This is a genomic window from Citrobacter sp. Cs237, from assembly GCF_030332325.1.
GTDB lineage: Bacteria > Pseudomonadota > Gammaproteobacteria > Enterobacterales > Enterobacteriaceae > Citrobacter_A > Citrobacter_A sedlakii.
In genome coordinates this window covers 378,338-398,906 of sequence record NZ_JAOWIB010000109.1, presented here as the reverse complement: position 1 = coordinate 398,906, position 20,569 = coordinate 378,338, and the positions used below count along the sequence as shown (strand labels likewise).

The window sequence follows — 20,569 nt, the reverse complement described above, 5'->3', positions numbered from 1 at the left end:
AGCAATGAGTTTCGTGAATTATTTTAGATATCGAAAAAAATATTTTATGTGATGAAGATCCGTAATTTAGCTTTCGCCGATGAGAAATTTCGTAGAGTAAAATATCCCCGTTACATTTCTTTGCAAAGGAAGGTAAATCTTTGCCAAAAATGCATTCTCTCTGTTATGTTTAACGTCCGTTTAACTTATCAGGAGTATAGGGCACCAGCCCGCTATATGGATCGTCACCGACGTCATTTCACTTTCAGGCCGCAACGCGCCTGCCAGTCTGGCATTTCGTGTCACACTTTTCGTCTGCATATTGCCGTATCGCCTGTTAACCATTCCTTAAGCAGGAGCTTGTCATGGAATTCTTAATGGACCCTTCAATTTGGGCGGGTTTGCTCACGCTCGTCGTTCTTGAAATTGTTCTGGGTATCGATAACCTGGTCTTTATTGCAATTCTTGCGGATAAGCTGCCGCCAAAGCAGCGTGACAAAGCGCGCCTTATCGGTTTATCGCTCGCGCTGATTATGCGCCTGGCGCTACTGTCCATCATTTCCTGGATGGTGACCCTGACCAAACCGCTGTTCTCCGTTATGGATTTCACCTTCTCTGGCCGCGACCTGATTATGCTGCTGGGGGGGATATTCCTGCTGTTCAAGGCGACAACAGAACTGCATGAACGGCTGGAAAACCGTGAGCACGATTCAGGGCATGGAAAAGGCTACGCCAGTTTCTGGGTGGTGGTCACGCAGATCGTTATTCTTGACGCCGTGTTCTCACTTGATGCGGTGATTACCGCGGTCGGTATGGTGAACCATCTGCCGGTGATGATGGCGGCCGTGGTGATCGCCATGGCGGTAATGCTGCTGGCGTCGAAGCCGCTGACCCGTTTCGTCAACCAGCACCCAACGGTGGTGGTGCTCTGTCTCAGCTTCCTGCTGATGATCGGTCTGAGCCTCGTGGCGGAAGGTTTTGGTTTCCATATACCGAAAGGGTATCTGTACGCGGCGATTGGTTTCTCGATCATCATTGAGGTGTTTAATCAGATTGCGCGTCGCAACTTCATCCGCCATCAGTCAACGCTACCGCTGCGCGCCCGTACCGCCGACGCCATCCTGCGTTTGATGGGCGGTAAACGCCAGGCTGCCGTGGCCCATGAGCCGGACAGCCAGACAGCGGTGCCCATTCCGGAAGGCGCATTTGCGGAAGAAGAACGCTATATGATTAACGGCGTCCTGACCCTGGCCCAGCGCTCGCTGCGCGGTATCATGACGCCGCGCGGGGAAATCAGTTGGGTGGACGCGAACCTGAGCGTGAATGAAATTCGCGAGCAACTGCTTTCTTCGCCGCATAGCCTGTTCCCGGTGTGCCGTGGCGAACTGGATGAGATCATTGGTATCGTGCGGGCGAAAGAATTGTTAGTGGCGCTGGAAGAGGGCGTTGACGTGGCGGCGATCGCCTCGGCTTCGCCTGCGATAGTGGTCCCGGAAACGCTGGATCCTATCAACCTGCTTGGCGTACTGCGCCGCGCCCGCGGCAGTTTTGTGATCGTCACCAACGAGTTTGGCGTCGTACAGGGGCTGGTGACGCCGCTGGACGTGCTGGAAGCTATCGCCGGAGAGTTCCCGGATGCTGACGAAACGCCGGAAATCACCGCTGACGGTAACGGCTGGTTAGTGAAAGGCGGCACCGATCTCCACGCGTTGCAACAGGCGCTGGCGGTGGACAATTTGGTTAATGAGGATGAAGATATCGCGACGGTGGCCGGTCTGGTGATTGCTGCGAAGGGACACATCCCCCATGTTGGAGAGGTGGTTGAGGTCGCCCCGCTCAGCATTACCATTGTCGACGCTAACGACTATCGCGTGGATCTGGTGCGAATTGTTAAAGAGCAGCCTGCGCACGACGAAGAGGAGTAATCGCCTCTAGCGCAGCGGTATAACGGGCGTCATGCGCCCGTTATGCCTGGCGGGAGGCGGCAGGCTTCCCGCCAGCCACTGCGGAAAATCACGCAGCGGCATGGGTTTCGCATAAAGATAGCCTTGCAGCAAATGCACGCCATGACGGCGCAAATACTGCGCCTGTTCCTGCGTTTCCACTCCTTCCGCGACCAGTTCAATGTTCAGTCGTTGCCCGAGGGCGATAATAATGTCGGTCACCGTCGAGTTAACGGCGTCGGTGCCAATGGCATGGGTGAACGACTTATCAATTTTCAGCACGTCCGGGCGCAGCTTTTCCAGCCATGACAGCGAGCTATTACCGGTGCCGAAATCATCGATCGCCAGTTTGATATGCTGGCGCTGCATTTCGCGAACGGTGCGATAGTCCACATCCCGCAGGGCATCGCGTTCCGTCAGTTCAATAACCAGTTGCTGCACAGGCTGTGCGCTGAACCAGTACTGGTCCAGATCCCTCAGTAACTCCCCCTTACGAAAGTGGCTGGCGGCAACGTTGATGCCGATATGAAACTGGTGGCTCATCGGGAAAAAATGCCGTTGCCGAATGGTTTCCGCTATCACATACCGGGTCAACGGCGCGATGAGATGATGTTCTTCCGCGATAGGAATAAACACGTCCGGTGAGATCCAGCCCTGACGCGGGTTATTCCAGCGCAGCAAGATTTCCACCCCTGTACACTGCTGCGTGTGCGCGTCCAGTAGCGGCTGGCAGAACAGTTCAAACTCCCGCTGGGCGATGGCGAGGTTAATTTCCCAGGAGAAACTCACCCGGTTGGCGGTGACCAGCCACATGAGATACCCCACCAGCAGGCTTAGCAGGAGGGCCAGCGGCAACTGGGTCGGTAACGTCCTCAACGCCAGCGCCTCTGCACCCGGGCCGGTGACGCTGATGGTAAAGGGAAAGTGCTGCGAGTGATGTTGATAGCGCTCATCTCCATCGAGAGGAGGCAGAGTAGCGACGACACCCTTACCGTAAAGGAGATGGCGGTTGCCGACCGTCAGACTGGCGTGGGTAATTTGCGGTTTTCGCGGCTCCAGCAATAAAGAGATGAGCAGGTCGATGTTTATCACCTCCAGCAGGCCGTCTTTGCCATCGGGCGAAGCGGGATACCACTGGATCAGAATAGGGGTGCCAGCAATAAGTACCGCGTCTGTGGAAAGCAACAGCCTGGCATCCGCAGCTGGGAGATCGGGCTGAAGCTGGCGGATTGGGACATCGCGCAGGCCAAGCACACTGGAGCAATACAGCACGCCGTTTCGCACCAGCGCGATAGCCCGTACCGTTTGCAGCCGGGCGACCTCTTTACGTAAAGGCAGGTGCGCCGAGGCGCAGGGAAGCCCAATTAAAGGCAGCAGATTGTCGCGTCCGTTTTGCAGGGGACGGAGGATCTCATCCAGTGAGGCCACCGCGCGGGAGGCAAAGGTGGCGGTGCGCTGCTGATTTAAATTCCGCTCCGAAATAAATCGAACGCTCAGCGTCAGAATGAGTGTCGCCAGCGCACAAAGCGTGCAAAGAATAAAACGTCTGCGGCGATATTTTTTTATGATCCGTTGTGCTGTCTGCATGCAGGCCACCCGAAAACCGTCGGCCACAAAAGCCAACCGTAACAGAGCAAGTGTAGTGGGGAAAATGCGGGCCGACGAGAGAGGGCAAAAAATTTCGCCCATCCGTGGCAGATGGGCGAAAGGAAAATTATGCGTGTGAGTGGGCGGGCTTAGTCACACTGCACTTTGATCGCCAGACCGCCGCGAGAGGTTTCCCGGTATTTCGCGTTCATGTCTTTACCGGTTTCGTACATCGTTTCGATGACTTTATCCAGCGAGACGCGGGGCGCGCTGGTACGGCGCATGGCCATCCGCGCAGCGTTGATCGCTTTGACCGAGGCAACGGCGTTCCGCTCGATGCACGGAACCTGAACCTGACCGGCAACCGGATCGCAGGTCAGCCCCAGGTTATGCTCCATGCCGATTTCCGCGGCAACGCATACCTGCTCCGGACTGGCGCCCAGCAGTTCCGCCAGGCCTGCGGCAGCCATTGAACACGCCACGCCGACTTCACCCTGACAGCCCACTTCCGCGCCGGAAATGGAGGCGTTCATTTTATACAGCGCGCCGATCGCCCCGGCCGCCAGGAAGTAGCGGGTATAGATATCCGGGCTGACGGATTCAATAAAGTGATCGTAATAGGCCAGCACAGCAGGCACGATCCCGCACGCCCCGTTTGTCGGCGCGGTAACCACGCGCCCACCGGCAGCGTTTTCTTCGTTGACCGCGAGAGCAAACATGTTCACCCAGTCAATCACGTTCATCGGATCGCTGGACAGCTTGTCGCTGGAAACCAGCATCCGGCGCAGCGCGGAAGCACGGCGCGGTACGCGTAACGGCCCCGGCAGCACGCCTTCGGTGTTCATCCCGCGATCGATACAGGCCTGCATGGTCTGCCAGACGTGACCAAAATAGTCTTCGATCTCTTTCTTGCTGTGCAGCGCCAGTTCGTTTTGCATGGCCAGCCCTGAAAGCGACAGACCGGTGCTGTTGCAAAAGCCCAGCAGCTCGGTAGCCGATTTGAACGGATACGGCACACTGACTTCACCGGCGGCGTCCTGACCGAAATGTTCTTCATCGACGATAAATCCCCCGCCGATAGAATAATACGTTTTGCTGTAGACAACGTTATCCCCGCTGTAGGCGTGGATCTGCATGCCGTTTTCATGCAGCGGCAGGTTGCCATTGTGAAAACGCATCCCGTCATTTTGCGGGAAATCGACTTCATGCTGGCCCTGCGCCAGCAGCAGGCGACCGCGATTTTCAACATCGCGAATGAAACCCGGAATGCTGTCAATATCTACGGTGGCAGGTTCGTTGCCTGCCAGGCCCATAATAATGGCGATATCGGTGTGGTGACCTTTACCCGTGAGCGACAGTGAACCATACACGTCGACGGCAACACGGGTAACGCTATCCAGTAATCCTTTTTCGACCAGGTCATCGACGAACTGTTTACCCGCCTTCATAGGCCCTACAGTATGGGAAGATGAGGGACCAATCCCCACCTTAAACATGTCGAATAGACTAATCACGATAATACTCCTGACAGGGTGACTGGAAACTTCCAGAAACGATGTAATAACTGCGCATAGTGTAAGAGGGAACGTCGGCATCAGCTTAACTATTCACATGAATTAAACTAATGAGTAACCGCGTTTTTACTAATGTTGTGACGGGAGTTTCAGGTTGTGTTGTTTGCGCGTAAAGATAAGTATAGCTTGCGGGACTTGAGGGGGGTAATTTCCCTGCCGGTGTGACAGATACCTTTTTCAGATCGCAGGATATCTCTCCATGTAACCCCGCAGAAAGGTTCCGTTCGCCCCATGTTCTGTGCCTCTCAGGGCGTCCGTCTCCCGCGAACGTGTTAAGGGCGTTCTCCGCCACGCCCTTAACAATCCCGGCTCCCGGTCGGAAAATTGCCGCTTCGCGGTGCCCTCCGCTTATTCCTTCAGGCTGTCGGGTCGGGGGTGACGCAGCGTCCCTGCTGCGCACCCCCTGAAGCCGCCTCCCTGCGGCTTCCCCCGGCCTTACGGAAACACGTCGGCAATTTTCAGCCGGACCATCCACACCTGACCTCCACAGCGGCGGGCAGGGGATAACAGCATCAACCAGAACCGTAAACCTGTTAGGGTACAGCGCCAGCTGCTCATCACAGCGAAACTCATCTCCCTGAAAAGCAGAGCGTGGCAGCGATGATCCGGTCCGGCGTGAAAATCGATGAGCCGTTGACGGCTGACCGGGGCCGCCCGCAGGGAAGCGGGCGGAGGGGGCGGCCTGCGGGGAGGCAGGCTCGCCCCCGACCCGACAGGCAGACGGCAAAAGGCGAATGCACCACGCAGTGGCGATTTTCCCTGCCGGGAGCCTGGGTTGCAAGGGAGGCGGCGGCGAGCCTCCCTTGCGCGTTCACGGGTGCTGAAAGTTCAGAGAAGCACTGCCCGTATGGGGAACGCAACCTGTTGCCGGTGTGACAGACATCCTGTTCAGATCGCAGGATGTCTCATCATGCAACCTGTTGCCGGTGTGACAGATATCCTGTTCAGATCGCAGGATGTCTCATCATGCAACCTGTTGCCGGTGTAGCAGACATCCTGTTCAGATCGCAGGATATCTCATCATGCAACCTGTTGCCGGTGTAACAGATATCCTTTTCAGATCGCAGGCTATATTTTCCGTTTGGCCATGCGCCATAACCCTACGGCTTCACGCCAATCTGCAATGCCAGTTCACGAATGATGCCCGCGGTCATACCCCAGACGAAATAATGCTCATACCATGACAGCCATACGCGGTGAGAATCGCCTCGACGGTAAACGTCCAACGGATGGTAGCGCCCCAGATGCAGCGCCTGTGCCAGCGGCATTTCAAACACAGCGGATACCTCATCCTCACTGGCGCGATAAGGTAGGTTTGGCGGGATCACGCCCACCACTGGCGTCACCTGGTACCCGGTGACGCTATCCACGGGCGGCAAAACGCCAATCACTTCCACCACTTCCGGCGGAATAGCCACCTCTTCCTGCGCTTCACGCAGAGCGGCGGCGATAAGCGACACATCAGTACTGTCTACCGCGCCGCCGGGAAAGGCCACCTGTCCGGCATGCTTGCGCAGATGCACGGAACGCTGGGTCAGTAGCAGCCCGGGCTGAGGACGACGCACCACCGGAATGAGAACCGCAGCCTGGCGCTGATTGAGCGACGCACGATTGATCTGCGGTCGCAAAAGTTGGAAGCGTGATAAAAAATCATCCAGCGTCAGGCCTGTGTTTTCCATGGGTTAGTTCTCCAGTTGATGCAAAATACGGTTCACTTTATCAAACGTTTCCTGATATTCCGCCTGTTCCTCGCTATCGGCCACAATGCCGCCTCCGGCAGAGCAGTATAGCTGACCATTAACCGCTGTGAGGGTGCGAATAGTAATGCTGGTGTCCATATTGCCGCACACGCTCAGGTAGCCGATGCTGCCGCACCAGGCGTTGCGGCGATGGGGTTCCAGTTCATCGATAATCTCCATCGCCCGCACTTTTGGCGCGCCGGTAATGGAGCCGCCCGGGAACGCAGCGCGAAGGAGATCCGTGGCGTGGCGTGTCGCGGGCAGTTGCGCGGTGATGGTGCTGACCAGGTGATGCACCGCCGGAAACGGTTCAACGACAAACAGTTCCGGCACTTTCACCGTGCCGGGAATCGCCACGCGGCCGATGTCATTACGCATCAGGTCGACGATCATCAGATTTTCGGCGCGATCTTTTGCCGAATGCGCCAGTCTTTGCGCCTGTTGGCGGTCGGCCTGCGCGTCCGACAGTCGTGGCAGGGTTCCCTTGATCGGCCGGGTCTGGATTTCGCCCTTATCCAGCAACATAAAGCGTTCCGGCGACAGGCTCAGAATCGCCCCTTCGTCAAGACGTATAAAGGCGCTGAACGGCGCGCGGTTGGCCTGATTAAGCTGCGTAAAGGCCAGCCATTCATCCCCCTGATACGCCGCCTGAAAACGCTGCGCCAGATTCACCTGATAACAATCGCCGCTGTGCAGGTACGCCTGCACCTGACGGAATTTTTCCCCATACTGTTCGCGGCTCATATTCGACTGCCAGCCAGAGGTCAGCGCAAACGGCGTCCGGGCGGGAGAACGCTGGCTTTTCAGCCAGTCGTAGCGTGCCTGTACGTCGGTATGGCTGAGCAGCGTCACCGTGTGGCGGTGATGATCGACAATCAGCGTCCAGTCGTAAATGCCAATCGCCATTTCCGCAAGAGGAATATCCTGCTGCGCAATAGACGGCAATGACTCAAAACGTCGCCCAAGGTCGTAGCCGAATAATCCCAGCGCGCCGCCCTGAAACGGAAGCGCGTCATTAGGCGACGGATGAAGCTGCAGCGTATCCAGCGCCGTTTGCAGCAACGCCAGCGGATCGTCGTGGCTGTCGCGAACGCCATTCGCGTCGCGGATTTGGGTTGCGTCGCCGTGGGTGGTGAGCGTACAGCATGGATCGGCCACCACGATATCAAAACGGCTGTGCGGATGATTCGCATGGCCGGAATGCAGCAGCATCGCCCAGGGTAAATGGCTTAGCGGGGCAAAATAGTATTCGGCGGCGTCCTGACGCCAGGGGAGCGTAATAATCGCGGGAGATAACGTCTTCATTGATCCTGACTGTACTGGCTATGTGACGGGTTGCATGAAATAATTAGCGCAGACAATTTAGCAGGAGTTGACGATGTTTGCAGGTTTACCTTCACTCAGCCACGAGCAGCAGCAGAAAGCGGTTGAACGAATCCAGGAACTGATGTCCCAGGGCATGAGCAGCGGTCAGGCGATTGCGCTGGTGGCGGAAGAGCTACGCGCCACGCATACCGGCGAACGGATCGTGGCGCGTTTTGACGATGAAGACGAATAGCGACTCAGACCGCCGCGATAATCTTTATCTCAACTTTATATTTCGGGTTCATTAATCCAGCCTGCACCGTGCAGCGCACCGGAGCGTGTCCGGCAACGACCCAGGCGTCCCAGGCTTTGTTCATCGCCGCAAAATCGCTTTTATCCGCCAGGAAAATGGTTGCATCAAGAATACGTGACTTGCTGCTGCCCTGCTGCGCCAGCGCGGCGTCGATCTGCGCCAGCGTATTGGCCGTCTGTTCAAACGCATCGGCGTCCAGATTCGACGGCACGCCGGTGTAGTACAGCGTGTTGTTGTGGATCACCACATCGGACCAGCGGTCTTCGGCATCAATACGAATAATCGTCATACATTCTTCCTCTTTAACGTTCTGCATACGCGGGCAAACTGCCATATTGTCAGGGCGTCGACATTTCTTCAACTGGCGTAAGACTCTCCGGCCTGACATAATCCCTGTTCAAATTAACAGGGGGTAGTGTGACGGACGATTTTGCACCAGAAGGTCAGCTGGCTAAAGCGATACCGGGTTTTAAACCGCGCGAACCACAGCGACAGATGGCGGTAGCCGTCACACAGGCCATTAAACGTGCGCAGCCGCTGGTGGTGGAAGCCGGGACGGGGACGGGGAAAACCTACGCCTACCTCGCGCCAGCATTGCGCGCGAAAAAGAAAGTGATTATCTCTACGGGGTCGAAGGCCTTGCAGGATCAGCTGTACAGCCGCGATCTGCCGACGGTAGCAAAAGCGCTACAGTACAGCGGCAAACTGGCTCTGCTGAAAGGGCGTTCAAACTATCTTTGCCTCGAACGCCTGGAGCAACAGGCGCTGGCGGGGGGAGACCTGCCGGTGCAGACCTTAAGCGATGTGATCCTGCTGCGCTCCTGGTCGAACCAGACCGAAGATGGCGATATCAGTACCTGCGTCAGCGTAGCCGAAGATTCCCAGGCCTGGCCGTTGGTTACCAGCACTAACGATAACTGCCTCGGTAGCGACTGTCCTCTGTATAAAGACTGCTTCGTGGTAAAAGCGCGTAAAAAAGCGATGGAGGCGGATGTCGTGGTGGTGAACCATCATCTGTTTCTCGCTGACATGGTGGTCAAAGAGAGCGGTTTCGGCGAACTGATTCCGGAGGCGGAAGTGATGATTTTCGACGAAGCCCACCAGCTTCCGGACATTGCCAGCCAGTATTTCGGACAATCGCTTTCCAGTCGCCAACTGATGGATCTGGCGAAAGATATTACCATTGCCTATCGTACCGAGCTGAAAGACACCCAGCAGTTGCAAAAATGTGCCGACCGTCTGGCGCAAAGCGCGCAGGATTTTCGCCTGCAGCTGGGCGAACCGGGGTATCGCGGCAATCTGCGCGAATTGCTGGCAGATCCGCGCGTGCAGCGTGCCTTTTTACTGCTCGATGACACCCTCGAGTTATGTTATGACGTGGCGAAGCTGTCGCTTGGCCGCTCGGCGCTGCTTGACGCCGCCTTTGAGCGCGCCACCCTCTACCGGGCGCGCCTGAAGCGGCTGAAAGAGATCAATCAACCCGGTTACAGCTATTGGTACGAATGCACGTCGCGCAATTTTACCCTTGCGCTGACCCCGTTGACCGTGGCGGACAAATTCAAAGAGGTGATGGAGCAGAAGCCGGGGAGTTGGATCTTCACCTCCGCCACGCTGTCGGTGAACGACGACCTCCACCATTTTACCGCACGTCTGGGTATTGAGCAGGCGGAATCGATGCTGCTGCCCAGCCCATTTGACTACAGCCGTCAGGCATTGCTGTGCGTGCCGCGCAATCTGCCGCAAACCAACCAGCCAGGCGCGGCGCGCCAACTGGCGGCAATGTTAAGACCGATCATCGAAGCCAATAATGGGCGCTGTTTTATGCTCTGTACTTCTCACGCCATGATGCGCGACCTGGCGGAGCAGTTTCGCGCGACCATGACGCTGCCGGTACTGCTGCAAGGCGAAACCAGTAAAGGCCAGCTGTTACAGCAGTTCGTCAGCGCCGGTAATGCCCTGCTGGTGGCGACCAGCAGTTTCTGGGAAGGGGTGGATGTGCGCGGCGATACGCTGTCGTTGGTGATTATCGACAAGCTGCCGTTTACCTCGCCGGACGATCCGCTGCTGAAAGCGCGAATGGAAGACTGTCGACTGCGTGGCGGCGATCCGTTTGACGAGGTGCAATTACCCGATGCGGTGATCACCCTGAAACAGGGCGTAGGCCGCCTGATCCGCGATGCCGACGATCGCGGCGTGCTGGTGATTTGCGACAACCGGCTGGTAATGCGCCCCTATGGCGCGACGTTTCTGGCCAGTCTGCCGCCCGCGCCGCGTACCCGGGATATCGCCCGCGCGGTCCGTTTTCTCGCCATGCCTTCAGCGGAGTAATTTACGCTGGAGTATGGTAAGATGCGGGCCATTTTATTGATCTAAGCACGAAAACCCATGCGAATTCTGGCTATCGATACCGCCACAGAAGCCTGTTCTGTCGCTCTGTGGAACGACGGTTCCCTCACGGCTCATTTTGAGCTTTGTCCACGCGAACATACGCAACGTATCCTGCCCATGGTGCAGGACATCCTGACCCGAAGCGGCCTTTCACTCACTGAACTTGACGCGCTTGCCTTTGGACGCGGGCCGGGCAGTTTTACCGGCGTGCGTATTGGTATTGGCATTGCGCAGGGGCTGGCCTTGGGGGCGGAACTGCCGATGATTGGCGTCTCCACGCTGGCGACAATGGCGCAGGGCGCCTGGCGCAAAAGCGGCGCAACCCGCGTACTGGCGGCCATTGACGCGCGCATGGGCGAAGTCTACTGGGCTGAGTATCAGCGTGACGAAAACGGCCTCTGGCACGGCGAAGAAACGGAAGCGGTGCTCAAACCGGAGCAGGTGGAAGGACGGCTGCAGCAGCTCGACGGCGAATGGGTTACCGTGGGAACCGGCTGGCCTGCGTGGCCCGATCTCGGTAAACAGAGCGCTCTGGCGCTGCGTGACGGCGGCATTTTGCTGCCCGCAGCGGAAGACATGCTTCCTGTTGCCCGCCAATTGTTGGCGGCAGGAAAAACGGTCGCCGTTGAACACGCCGAACCGGTTTATTTACGTAACAACGTGGCCTGGAAGAAACTTCCGGGCAAAGAATGAATCTCAGTAGTATGTATGCCCTGGAAATGCACTGGAACTTCGGGGCAGTGCGCTGAGAAAAGGAGTCGCAGTATGGCGGTTCAAAAACAAGTTGTTAAAAATCTGCTGGCGGGCGCGATCGTGCTGATGCTCAGCGGGTGTGTGACCGTTCCGGATGCCATCAAAGGCACCAGCCCGACGCCGCAGGACGATCTGATGCGGGTGATGAATGCCCCGCAGCTGTACGTTGGTCAGGAAGCGCGATTTGGCGGTAAGGTGGTGGATATTCAAAACCAGCAGGGCAAAACCCGACTGGAAATCGCTACCGTCCCGCTGGACAGCGGCGCGCGCCCGATCCTTGGCGAGCCGTCACGCGGACGTATTTATGCTAACGTGAACGGCTTTCTTGATCCGGTCGATTTTCGCGGTCAGTTAGTGACGGTCGTCGGGCCGATCACCGGCAGCGTGGCGGGAAAAGTCGGCAACACGCCGTATAACTTCATGACCATGGACGTGACGGGCTACAAGCGCTGGCGTATCGCTCAACAGGTCGTCATGCCGCCGCAGCCTATCGACCCCTGGTTCTATGGCGGACGAGGCTGGCCCTATGGCTACGGCGGCTGGGGGTGGTATAACCCTGGGCCTGCTCAGGTTCAGACGATAGTCACAGAGTAACCCTTTGTATTATCAGTAAAAGAAACAGCGGCACGTCCGCTGTTTCTGCGTTAGTCATGTCATAAGAAAAATAAATAGTGACGCGCTTCGCAACCTTTTCGTTGAGTAATTAATAAACTGGTACGCTGAGTTAATATTGTGTTAACGACTTGTTTATTATCTGGGGTTGCGATGACGACGAACACTCATTTTAGAGGTGATGCAGTGAAGAAGGTTTGGTTAAACCGTTATCCCGCGGATGTGCCTGCGGAGATCAATCCTGACCGTTATCAATCCCTGGTAGAACTGTTTGAGCATGCTGTCGCGCGTTACGCCGATCAGCCCGCGTTCGTTAATATGGGGGAGGTGATGACCTTCCGCAAGCTGGAAGAGCGGAGCAGGGCGTTTGCGGCCTATTTGCAGGAAGGGCTGGGTCTGAAAAAGGGCGATCGCGTCGCGCTAATGATGCCAAACCTGTTGCAGTATCCCGTCGCGCTGTTTGGCATTCTGCGTGCCGGGATGATCGTGGTGAACGTCAACCCGCTATACACGCCGCGCGAGCTGGAGCATCAGCTCAACGACAGCGGCGCGGCGGCGATCGTCATTGTCTCGAACTTCGCCCACACCCTGGAAAAAGTGGTTGAGAAAACTCAGGTTCAACACGTTATTCTGACCCGCATGGGCGACCAGCTGTCGACGGCGAAAGGGACGCTGGTGAACTTTGTGGTCAAATACATCAAACGTCTGGTGCCAAAGTACCATCTGCCGGATGCCATCTCGTTTCGCAGCGCGCTACATGCGGGCTACCGCATGCAGTACGTGAAGCCGGAAGTGGTGTCTGAGGATTTGGCTTTCCTGCAATATACCGGCGGCACGACCGGCGTGGCGAAAGGCGCGATGCTCACCCATCGCAATATGCTTGCTAACCTTGAGCAGGTGAAAGCGACCTATGGACCGCTCCTGCATCCGGGGAAAGAGCTGGTGGTGACCGCACTGCCGCTCTACCACATATTCGCGTTGACCATGAACTGCCTGCTGTTTATCGAACTGGGCGGACAGAACCTGCTGATTACCAACCCGCGCGATATTCCGGGGCTGGTGAAAGAGTTGGCAAAGTACCCGTTTACCGCCATGACCGGCGTGAACACCCTGTTTAACGCGTTGCTGAATAATAAAGAGTTCCAGCAACTGGATTTCTCCTCCCTGCATCTTTCCGCCGGCGGGGGTATGCCGGTGCAGCAGGCGGTAGCTGAACGCTGGGTGAAACTGACCGGACAGTATCTGCTGGAAGGCTATGGCCTGACCGAATGCGCGCCGCTGGTCAGCGTGAACCCGCATGATATTGACTATCACAGCGGCAGCATTGGGTTGCCGGTGCCGTCTACCGAAGCTAAGCTGGTGGACGATGATGATAACGAAGTGCCGCCGGATCAGCCCGGCGAACTGTGCGTCAAAGGTCCGCAGGTGATGCTCGGTTACTGGCAGCGTCCGGATGCGACCGACGAGATCATCAAGGACGGCTGGCTGCATACAGGTGATATCGCGGTGATGGACGATGAGGGTTTTTTGCGCATTGTCGACCGTAAGAAAGACATGATTCTGGTCTCAGGTTTCAACGTTTATCCAAACGAGATCGAAGATGTTGTGATGCAGCATCCGGGAGTACTCGAGGTCGCGGCCGTCGGCGTGCCGTCCGGCAGCAGCGGCGAAGCGGTGAAGATTTTCGTGGTGAAAAAAGATCCGTCATTAACGGACGAGGCGCTGGTGACTTTCTGCCGCCGCCAGTTAACCGGCTATAAGGTGCCGAAGCTGGTGGAGTTCCGCGATGAATTGCCAAAATCCAACGTCGGAAAAATTTTACGTCGAGAATTGCGTGACGAAGCCCGCGCCAAAGTAGACAATAAAGGCTGAGCGTTAAGCAACACGTCAAGCGCCGGATAATCCGGCGTTTTTTTTGGCGTAAAACAAAGAGAAAGCAATTTGAATTACCAAATGATCACCACTGACGACGCGCTGGCGACCCTCTGTGAGGCGGTTCGCGCGTTTCCTGCCATCGCCCTTGATACCGAATTCGTTCGTACGCGCACCTATTACCCGCAGTTAGGGCTTATCCAGTTGTTCGACGGCGAACATGTTGCGCTAATCGATCCGCATGGCATCACCGACTGGTCGCCGCTGAAGGCGATTTTACGCGATACCGCTATCACGAAATATCTGCACGCAGGCAGTGAAGATCTGGAAGTGTTTCTGAATGCCTTTGGCGAGCTGCCGCAGCCGCTGATCGACACGCAAATTCTGGCGGCTTTCTGCGGTCGCCCGCTGTCGTGGGGTTTTGCCTCAATGGTCGAAGAGTTTAGCGGCGTGGCGCTCGACAAAAGCGAATCGCGGACCGACTGGCTGGCGCGTCCTCTGACGGAACGCCAGTGTGAATATGCGGCGGCGGACGTATGGTATCTGTTGCCGATCGCCGGAAAACTGATGGCGGAAACCGAAGCTGCTGGTTGGCTGCCCGCAGCGCTGGACGAATGCCGTCTGATGCAGCAACGTCGTCAGGAAATTCTGGCGCCGGAAGAGGCGTGGCGTGATATCACCAATGCCTGGCAACTGCGTACCCGCCAGTTGGCCTGTCTGCAGCTGCTTGCCGACTGGCGGTTGCGCAAGGCGCGCGAGCGCGATCTGGCGGTGAACTTCGTGGTGCGTGAAGAACATCTGTGGTCGGTGGCGCGCTATATGCCCGGCAGCATGGGGGAACTCGACAGCCTCGGGCTTTCCGGGAGTGAAATTCGCTTCCATGGCAAGACGCTGCTCGCGCTGGTTGCCAAAGCGCAGGCGTTACCCGAGGAGGCGCTGCCAGCGCCGCTGCTTAACCTGATCGACATGCCTGGCTATCGGAAAGCGTTTAAAGATATTAAAGCGCTGATTGCCGGAGTGAGCGCCGGGCATAACGTCAGCGCCGAACTGCTGGCGTCACGCCGCCAGATCAACCAGTTGCTTAACTGGCACTGGCAGCTCAAACCGCAAAACGGCGAGCCAGAACTGATCTCCGGTTGGCGCGGCGAGTTGATGGCCGCGCAGCTTCATGCGCTGCTGGCGGAGTATCCGCGTCAGGGCTAATGTCAGCCCGCTCCGGCTGGACATCCGCCAGCCGGTCGCGTTGTACTGTACGGTCTTCGCTTACTGCATGGACCGTATCCGTTCGCAGACAGCCTCGCCCACCTGCCGGGTTGAGGCGTTCCCCTTCATATCAGGCGTTTTCGGTCCGCTGGCAATCACTTGCTCGATCGCCGCCAGGATACCGTCATGGGCAGCGGTATAGCGCGCATCGCCTTCCCCGAGGAAATCGAGCATCATCGCGCCTGCCCAGATAGTGGCGACCGGGTTGGCAATGTTCTGGCCGTATATGTCCGGCGCGGAACCGTGGACCGGTTCGAACAAAGAGGGGAAAGTGCGCTCCGGGTTCAGGTTGGCGGAAGGCGCGATGCCAATGGTACCCGTACACGCCGGACCGAGGTCTGACAGAATATCGCCAAACAGGTTAGAGGCGACCACTACGTCAAAGCGTTCCGGCTGCATGACAAACCGGGCGCACAGAATATCGATGTGCTGCTTATCCCAGCGAATAGCGGGAAAGTGCTGCGCCATTGCCTCCACGCGTTCATCCCAGAATGGCATACTGATCGCCAGCCCGTTAGATTTGGTGGCGGAGGTCAGCGTTTTACGCGGGCGACTTTGCGCCAGTTCGAACGCATAGCGCAAAATGCGATCCACGCCGCGGCGGGTAAACACCGACTCCTGGATCACCAGTTCATGTTCGGTGCCCGGATTAACCCGTCCACCCAACGCCGAATATTCGCCTTCAGTATTTTCTCGCACCACGTAGAAATCAATATCGCCAGGCTGCTTGCCCGCGAGCGGGCAGGGCACTCCCGGAAAGAGGCGTACCGGTCGCAGGTTAACGTACTGATCGAATTCACGGCGGAACTTCAGTAGCGATCCCCACAGGGAGATATGATCCGGCACGGTGTCCGGCCAGCCAACCGCGCCAAAATAGATGGCATCAAACGATGACAACTGTGCGTGCCAGTCATCCGGCATCATCTTGCCGTGTTGCTGGTAGTACTCACAGCTGGCCCATTCAAAGGTTTCAATACTCAGAGACAGCCCCCAGCGCTCGCTGGCGACCTTTAACACCCGTAGCCCTTCCGGCAGAACCTCTTTACCAATGCCGTCTCCGGGGATGGCGGCAATGCGACAGGTTTTGTTCATTTCAGATCTCACTTATCGGCTCAGAAAATTGACTTCACCGCTATCCTATAATTGACTGAACGGCAGTTAATGAGACCAACTGGTGAAACATAAAACACAGATCATGAATAATCTGCCGTTGTTAAATGACTTACGCGTCTTTATGCAGGTTGCCCGGCGCTCGGGATTTGCCGCGGTGGCGCAGGAGATGGGCGTATCGCCTGCCTTCGTCAGCAAACGTATCGCCCTACTGGAACACACGCTCAACGTGGTTCTGCTGCATCGCACCACCCGGCGGGTGAGCATGACCGAAGAGGGCGAGCGCATCTACGCCTGGGCGCAGCGTATTTTGTATGATGTGGATCAGATGATGGACGAGCTTTCTGACGTACGTCAGGTGCCGCAAGGGATGCTGCGGATCATCAGTAGCTTTGGCTTTGGCCGGCGCGTGGTAGCGCCCGCGCTTTCAGCGCTGGCGAAGCAGTATCCCCAGTTGGAATTGCGCTTTGATGTCGAAGATCGGCTGGTGGATCTGGCAAATGAAGGCGTCGATCTGGATATTCGCATTGGCGATGATATCGCGCCGAATCTTATCGCCCGCAAACTGGGTACGAACTATCGTATTCTTTGCGCCTCGCCGTCATTTTTAGCGCAGCACGGCACGCCAAAGCAACTGACGGAGCTGTCCGCCTGTTCCTGTCTGGTAATAAAAGAGCGCGATCACCCATTTGGCGTTTGGCAACTCCAAAATAAAGAGGGGCAACATGCCATCAAAGTGACAGGCGCGCTGTCGTCGAACCATGGGGAGATCGTTCACCAGTGGTGCCTGGACGGCCAGGGGATTGCGTTACGCTCATGGTGGGATGTCTGTGACAATATTGCCAGCGGTCAACTGGTGCAGGTTCTGCCGGAGTATTATCAACCAGCAAACATCTGGGCCGTTTATGTCTCCCGGCTGGCGAACTCCGCGAAGGTACGAATTACGGTTGAGTTTTTGCGGGATTATTTCGCCGACCGCTATCCGACATTTTCCGTGAAATGAATTCAGGTCATACTGTATAAATAACCAATATTTTGACCAGAAAAAATGTTTATTACGATTTTCTTATACAAATAAAAAAGGCAGAAAGTTCCGCCTTTTTTTCCAGGATTTTTCTGAGCGAAAGCGTTATTTCGACTCTTCCGCTTCTGGCAATGTCACGTTAAGTTCGAGAATAGAAATGTCGCCGTCTTTTTGTTCAAGCTGAACGGTGACCATTTCAGGATCGATTTGTACGTATTTACAAATGACCTCAAGAATATCTTTGCGTAACTGCGGTAAATAATGCGGCTCGGCGTCGCTACGACGACGCTCTGCGACAATAATCTGTAATCGCTCTTTCGCGATGTTGGCTGTACTCTTTTTCCGCGAGAGAAAAAAATCCAGTAATGCCATAACTTATCCTCCGAACAGGCGTTTGAGGAAACCTTTCTTCTCTTCTTCAATGAAGCGGAAAGGACGTTCTTCTCCCAACAGACGATCTACCGTATCGGCATACGCTTTACCCGCGTCTGCATTGATATCCAGAATGACCGGCTCGCCCTGGTTAGAGGCGCGCAGTACAGACTGATCTTCCGGGATCACCCCGACAAGCTTAATGCGCAGGATTTCCAGCACATCTTCCATGCTGAGCATATCGCCTTTATTCACCCGGCCAGGGTTGTAGCGCGTCAGCAGCAGATGTTCTTTGATCGGTTCTTCGCCATTTTCGGCGCGGCGGGATTTCGACGCCAGAATCCCCAGAATGCGGTCGGAGTCACGAACTGAGGAGACTTCCGGGTTCGTGGTGATGATCGCTTCATCGGCGAAGTAGAGCGCCATCAGCGCGCCGGTTTCAATCCCCGCCGGGGAGTCGCAGACAATGAAGTCGAAATTCATCGCTTTCAGATCGTCGAGGACTTTCGCGACGCCTTCGCGGGTCAGGGCGTCTTTATCGCGCGTCTGAGAGGCAGGAAGAATAAAGAGGTTTTCAGTACGTTTGTCCTTGATCAACGCCTGATTCAGCGTCGCATCGCCCTGAATGACGTTGACGAAATCGTAAACGACCCGGCGTTCACACCCCATGATAAGATCGAGGTTACGCAGGCCGATATCAAAATCAATAACGACAGTTTTCTTTCCCTTCTGGGCCAAACCAGTAGCGATGGCCGCGCTGGAGGTGGTTTTGCCAACGCCCCCTTTACCCGAAGTAACTACAATAATGCGTGCCATAGAAATTCCTTGTTAAAAAGGGATCAATTCAACGGTTGAACTGTCAAAGCGTTGTCTGCTAACTGCAAACGGGCCGCTTTGCCATAAAATTCTGCTGGGATTTTATCACTCAGCCAGTAAACACCTGCGATAGAGACCAGTTCTGCCGTCAGATGGGTACAAAAAATTTGCGCTTCCCGATCGCCGCTTGCGCCCGCCAGCGCACGGCCTCTCATCATGCCGTAGACATGAATATTACCGTCAGCGATAAGCTCTGCGCCAGCGCTGACGTGACTTGTAACAATCAGATCACATTGTGGTGCATAAATGCGCTGACCGGAACGAACCGGCACATCAATAAATCGCGTTTTTGTGACGGAACCAGCGTTTTGCGCCGGGGCGACAGGGGCGACGGGTTCAGTTGGCGCGGAACGCGCGGCTTTTTCTTTCCCTTCAGTCAATAAGGGAAGGCCCATCTGGTCGATTTCCGCTTTTAAACGGGCGTCTTTGCAGCCGCTGACCCCGATAATCCGCAGTCCTGTGGAGGTCACCACCTCCTGCAGAACCGGCCAGTTTACCGGCGCGTCCAGACCGCTGACGTTAATCACCACCGGGGCGTGTTTTAAAAAAGCGGGAGCCTGAGCGATTTTGTCTTCTAACGCCTGACGAATAACCTCGGGTTCGGCTTCATGCAAATGAACCACTGATAAGGTGAAGCTACTGCCTTTAAGTTCGATGGGCGTGTTTGACATCCTGGCCTTACTCAATTTGCTATTTATCATCCCCGATATGGGATGATATTCCGAAGTCCAGAAGGCATGTTATAGTCACTATTATATTGAGGCAAGTCGCCAACCGTTTAATTCAGAGTAAAATGTATGTTTTGTGTGATCTACAGAAGTACCCGACGTGACCAGACCTATTTATATGTCGAAAAAAAAGACGATTTTTCACGCGTACCTGAAGAGCTGATGAAAGGATTTGGCCAGCCAAAACTGGCAATGATATTGCCGCTGGATGGTCGTAAGAAGTTAGTCAACGCCGATCTGGATAAAGTAAAGCAAGCCTTAGCGGAGCAGGGATATTATTTACAATTGCCTCCGCCGCCGGAAGATTTATTGAAGCAACATCTTTCAGCCTCCTCGCAGCACGCTCCAGAAACGGATAAATAAACGGTATCCGGCGTTAAGCCTTGCCGGTGCCATTACTGACCATCCAGGATGACAGATTAGGGGAAAAGCATGTATCAACATCATAACTGGCAGGGCGCGCTGCTCGACTTCCCGGCAAGCAAAGTGGTTTGCGTAGGCAGCAACTACGCAAAACATATTAAAGAGATGGGAAGCGCGACGCCGGATGAGCCGGTGCTGTTTATCAAACCGGAAACAGCGCTTTGCGATCTGCGCCAGCCGTTGGCGATTCCAACGGCGATGGGCGCGGTGCATCATGAAGTCGAACTGGCGGTTCTGATTGGCGCTACGTTACGCCAGGCGACGGAAGATCATGTGCGTAAAGCCATTGCCGGTTACGGTGTGGCGCTCGATCTGACGCTGCGCGACATTCAGGGCAAAATGAAGAAGGCGGGGCAGCCATGGGAAAAAGCCAAAGGCTTCGATAATTCCTGCCCGTTGTCGGGGTTTATTCCGGCTGCTGAATTTAACGGCGATCCGCAGGATACGCCGCTTAGCCTGACGGTAAACGGCGAGGTTCGCCAGCAGGGCACGACCGCCGACATGATCCACAAAATCGTGCCGCTGATTGCGTATATGAGTAAATTCTTTACCCTGAAGGCCGGAGACGTTGTATTGACCGGTACCCCGGAAGGCGTCGGGCCGCTTGCCAGCGGCGACGAGCTGGAGATTCATTTCAACGGCCATTCCCTTACGACTCGCGTTCTGTAAAAGCCCTTTGCCGCCTTTTTTGGGCGGCAAAACTTGCAT

The 20,569-nt window shown here is 55.9% G+C and carries 20 protein-coding genes; 11 read left to right on the top strand and 9 right to left on the bottom strand.

Features of this window, described 5'->3' with window-relative positions:
* Window positions 1-51: 51 nt before the first annotated feature.
* Together OGY07_RS23540 and yoaE are read left to right on the top strand one after the other, a co-directional pair.
* A complete protein-coding gene (locus OGY07_RS23540; RefSeq protein ID WP_373322609.1) occupies window positions 52-357 on the top strand; it encodes a protein YoaL in 306 nt (101 codons plus the stop codon).
* Complete coding sequence (gene yoaE, locus OGY07_RS22055; RefSeq protein ID WP_042287780.1) at window positions 345-1,904, top strand: CNNM family cation transport protein YoaE; 1,560 nt, start codon at window positions 345-347, stop codon at window positions 1,902-1,904. The genes OGY07_RS23540 and yoaE overlap by 13 nt, the downstream gene beginning before the upstream one ends.
* A gap of 6 nt (window positions 1,905-1,910) precedes the next feature.
* Here the strand turns inward: yoaE and pdeD are convergent, their stop codons facing one another.
* The 4 genes from pdeD to pabB all read right to left on the bottom strand — a co-directional run bounded on the left by pdeD (window position 1,911) and on the right by pabB (window position 8,127).
* Complete coding sequence (gene pdeD, locus OGY07_RS22050; protein WP_286603167.1) at window positions 1,911-3,509, bottom strand: cyclic di-3',5'-guanosine monophosphate phosphodiesterase PdeD; 1,599 nt, start codon at window positions 3,507-3,509, stop codon at window positions 1,911-1,913.
* Window positions 3,510-3,658: 149 nt separating this feature from the next.
* Window positions 3,659-5,023: an L-serine ammonia-lyase gene (gene sdaA / locus OGY07_RS22045; RefSeq protein ID WP_286603166.1), complete on the bottom strand. Its 1,365-nt coding sequence runs from the start codon at window positions 5,021-5,023 to the stop codon at window positions 3,659-3,661.
* Window positions 5,024-6,183: 1,160 nt separating this feature from the next.
* A complete protein-coding gene (locus OGY07_RS22040) occupies window positions 6,184-6,762 on the bottom strand; it encodes a CoA pyrophosphatase (RefSeq protein WP_042287729.1) in 579 nt (192 codons plus the stop codon).
* Between the two features lie 3 nt (window positions 6,763-6,765).
* Window positions 6,766-8,127 (bottom strand): aminodeoxychorismate synthase component 1, encoded by a 1,362-nt coding sequence (pabB, locus tag OGY07_RS22035; protein ID WP_042287727.1) that lies wholly within the window; start codon window positions 8,125-8,127, stop codon window positions 6,766-6,768.
* A 73-nt stretch (window positions 8,128-8,200) separates the two neighbouring features.
* Here pabB and OGY07_RS22030 point away from each other — a divergent pair, with 73 nt between their 5' ends.
* Window positions 8,201-8,380 carry a YoaH family protein gene (locus OGY07_RS22030; RefSeq protein WP_042287725.1) on the top strand — a complete coding sequence of 60 codons (180 nt, stop codon included), beginning with the start codon at window positions 8,201-8,203 and terminating at the stop codon, window positions 8,378-8,380.
* A gap of 4 nt (window positions 8,381-8,384) precedes the next feature.
* Here the strand turns inward: OGY07_RS22030 and OGY07_RS22025 are convergent, their stop codons facing one another.
* Entirely contained in the window at window positions 8,385-8,729 is a 345-nt protein-coding gene (locus tag OGY07_RS22025; protein ID WP_060569604.1) for a RidA family protein, read from the bottom strand.
* A 128-nt stretch (window positions 8,730-8,857) separates the two neighbouring features.
* On the opposite strand from OGY07_RS22025, the gene yoaA reads away from it, so the two are divergent.
* The 5 genes from yoaA (at window position 8,858) to rnd (ending at window position 15,268) form a co-directional block, all read left to right on the top strand.
* A complete protein-coding gene (yoaA, locus tag OGY07_RS22020; RefSeq protein WP_200033016.1) occupies window positions 8,858-10,768 on the top strand; it encodes a DNA repair helicase YoaA in 1,911 nt (636 codons plus the stop codon).
* Window positions 10,769-10,825: 57 nt separating this feature from the next.
* Complete coding sequence (tsaB, locus tag OGY07_RS22015; protein ID WP_060569605.1) at window positions 10,826-11,521, top strand: tRNA (adenosine(37)-N6)-threonylcarbamoyltransferase complex dimerization subunit type 1 TsaB; 696 nt, start codon at window positions 10,826-10,828, stop codon at window positions 11,519-11,521.
* 72 nt (window positions 11,522-11,593) lie between these two features.
* Window positions 11,594-12,175, top strand: coding sequence for a Slp family lipoprotein (locus tag OGY07_RS22010; protein WP_060569606.1), 582 nt, complete (start codon window positions 11,594-11,596; stop codon window positions 12,173-12,175).
* A 204-nt stretch (window positions 12,176-12,379) separates the two neighbouring features.
* Entirely contained in the window at window positions 12,380-14,065 is a 1,686-nt protein-coding gene (fadD, locus tag OGY07_RS22005; protein WP_060569607.1) for a long-chain-fatty-acid--CoA ligase FadD, read from the top strand.
* Window positions 14,066-14,134: 69 nt separating this feature from the next.
* The gene (rnd, locus tag OGY07_RS22000) at window positions 14,135-15,268 is read left to right on the top strand and encodes a ribonuclease D (RefSeq protein ID WP_181821466.1); all 1,134 of its coding nucleotides are present in this window, start codon (window positions 14,135-14,137) and stop codon (window positions 15,266-15,268) included.
* Between the two features lie 60 nt (window positions 15,269-15,328).
* On the opposite strand, the gene OGY07_RS21995 is transcribed toward rnd, so the two are convergent.
* Window positions 15,329-16,420 (bottom strand): tartrate dehydrogenase, encoded by a 1,092-nt coding sequence (locus OGY07_RS21995; protein WP_286603157.1) that lies wholly within the window; start codon window positions 16,418-16,420, stop codon window positions 15,329-15,331.
* A gap of 103 nt (window positions 16,421-16,523) precedes the next feature.
* Between OGY07_RS21995 and OGY07_RS21990 the strand changes: the two genes are divergently transcribed.
* A complete protein-coding gene (locus OGY07_RS21990) occupies window positions 16,524-17,441 on the top strand; it encodes a LysR substrate-binding domain-containing protein (protein WP_199957401.1) in 918 nt (305 codons plus the stop codon).
* 126 nt (window positions 17,442-17,567) lie between these two features.
* Here the strand turns inward: OGY07_RS21990 and minE are convergent, their stop codons facing one another.
* From minE to minC, 3 genes are read right to left on the bottom strand one after another with little or no spacing between them, the layout of a single operon-like run.
* On the bottom strand, window positions 17,568-17,834 hold the full coding sequence (gene minE / locus OGY07_RS21985) for a cell division topological specificity factor MinE (protein ID WP_001185666.1): 267 nt from the start codon (window positions 17,832-17,834) through the stop codon (window positions 17,568-17,570).
* A gap of 3 nt (window positions 17,835-17,837) precedes the next feature.
* A complete protein-coding gene (gene minD / locus OGY07_RS21980) occupies window positions 17,838-18,650 on the bottom strand; it encodes a septum site-determining protein MinD (protein ID WP_286603155.1) in 813 nt (270 codons plus the stop codon).
* A gap of 23 nt (window positions 18,651-18,673) precedes the next feature.
* Window positions 18,674-19,381 carry a septum site-determining protein MinC gene (minC, locus tag OGY07_RS21975; RefSeq protein WP_286603153.1) on the bottom strand — a complete coding sequence of 236 codons (708 nt, stop codon included), beginning with the start codon at window positions 19,379-19,381 and terminating at the stop codon, window positions 18,674-18,676.
* A gap of 126 nt (window positions 19,382-19,507) precedes the next feature.
* Between minC and OGY07_RS21970 the strand changes: the two genes are divergently transcribed.
* Window positions 19,508-19,801, top strand: a complete 294-nt coding sequence (locus OGY07_RS21970; RefSeq protein WP_042287705.1) for a YcgL domain-containing protein — start codon at window positions 19,508-19,510, stop codon at window positions 19,799-19,801.
* Window positions 19,802-19,870: 69 nt separating this feature from the next.
* Window positions 19,871-20,530 carry a fumarylacetoacetate hydrolase family protein gene (locus tag OGY07_RS21965; RefSeq protein WP_042287702.1) on the top strand — a complete coding sequence of 220 codons (660 nt, stop codon included), beginning with the start codon at window positions 19,871-19,873 and terminating at the stop codon, window positions 20,528-20,530.
* Window positions 20,531-20,569 lie beyond the last annotated feature (39 nt).

Excerpts from the sequence above, each read along its gene's own strand:
- OGY07_RS22040 (WP_042287729.1), bottom strand. The coding sequence starts at position 6,762 with ATGGAAAACACAGGCCTGACGCTGGATGATTTTTTATCACGCTTCCAA.
- yoaE (WP_042287780.1), top strand. The coding sequence starts at position 345 with ATGGAATTCTTAATGGACCCTTCAATTTGGGCGGGTTTGCTCACGCTC.
- OGY07_RS21995 (WP_286603157.1), bottom strand. The coding sequence starts at position 16,420 with ATGAACAAAACCTGTCGCATTGCCGCCATCCCCGGAGACGGCATTGGT.
- OGY07_RS23540 (WP_373322609.1), top strand. The coding sequence starts at position 52 with ATGAAGATCCGTAATTTAGCTTTCGCCGATGAGAAATTTCGTAGAGTA.
- OGY07_RS22010 (WP_060569606.1), top strand. The coding sequence starts at position 11,594 with ATGGCGGTTCAAAAACAAGTTGTTAAAAATCTGCTGGCGGGCGCGATC.
- OGY07_RS22030 (WP_042287725.1), top strand. The coding sequence starts at position 8,201 with ATGTTTGCAGGTTTACCTTCACTCAGCCACGAGCAGCAGCAGAAAGCG.
- OGY07_RS21990 (WP_199957401.1), top strand. The coding sequence starts at position 16,524 with ATGAATAATCTGCCGTTGTTAAATGACTTACGCGTCTTTATGCAGGTT.
- pabB (WP_042287727.1), bottom strand. The coding sequence starts at position 8,127 with ATGAAGACGTTATCTCCCGCGATTATTACGCTCCCCTGGCGTCAGGAC.
- minE (WP_001185666.1), bottom strand. The coding sequence starts at position 17,834 with ATGGCATTACTGGATTTTTTTCTCTCGCGGAAAAAGAGTACAGCCAAC.
- OGY07_RS21965 (WP_042287702.1), top strand. The coding sequence starts at position 19,871 with ATGTATCAACATCATAACTGGCAGGGCGCGCTGCTCGACTTCCCGGCA.
- minD (WP_286603155.1), bottom strand. The coding sequence starts at position 18,650 with ATGGCACGCATTATTGTAGTTACTTCGGGTAAAGGGGGCGTTGGCAAA.
- pdeD (WP_286603167.1), bottom strand. The coding sequence starts at position 3,509 with ATGCAGACAGCACAACGGATCATAAAAAAATATCGCCGCAGACGTTTT.
- OGY07_RS21970 (WP_042287705.1), top strand. The coding sequence starts at position 19,508 with ATGTTTTGTGTGATCTACAGAAGTACCCGACGTGACCAGACCTATTTA.
- tsaB (WP_060569605.1), top strand. The coding sequence starts at position 10,826 with ATGCGAATTCTGGCTATCGATACCGCCACAGAAGCCTGTTCTGTCGCT.
- OGY07_RS22025 (WP_060569604.1), bottom strand. The coding sequence starts at position 8,729 with ATGACGATTATTCGTATTGATGCCGAAGACCGCTGGTCCGATGTGGTG.
- minC (WP_286603153.1), bottom strand. The coding sequence starts at position 19,381 with ATGTCAAACACGCCCATCGAACTTAAAGGCAGTAGCTTCACCTTATCA.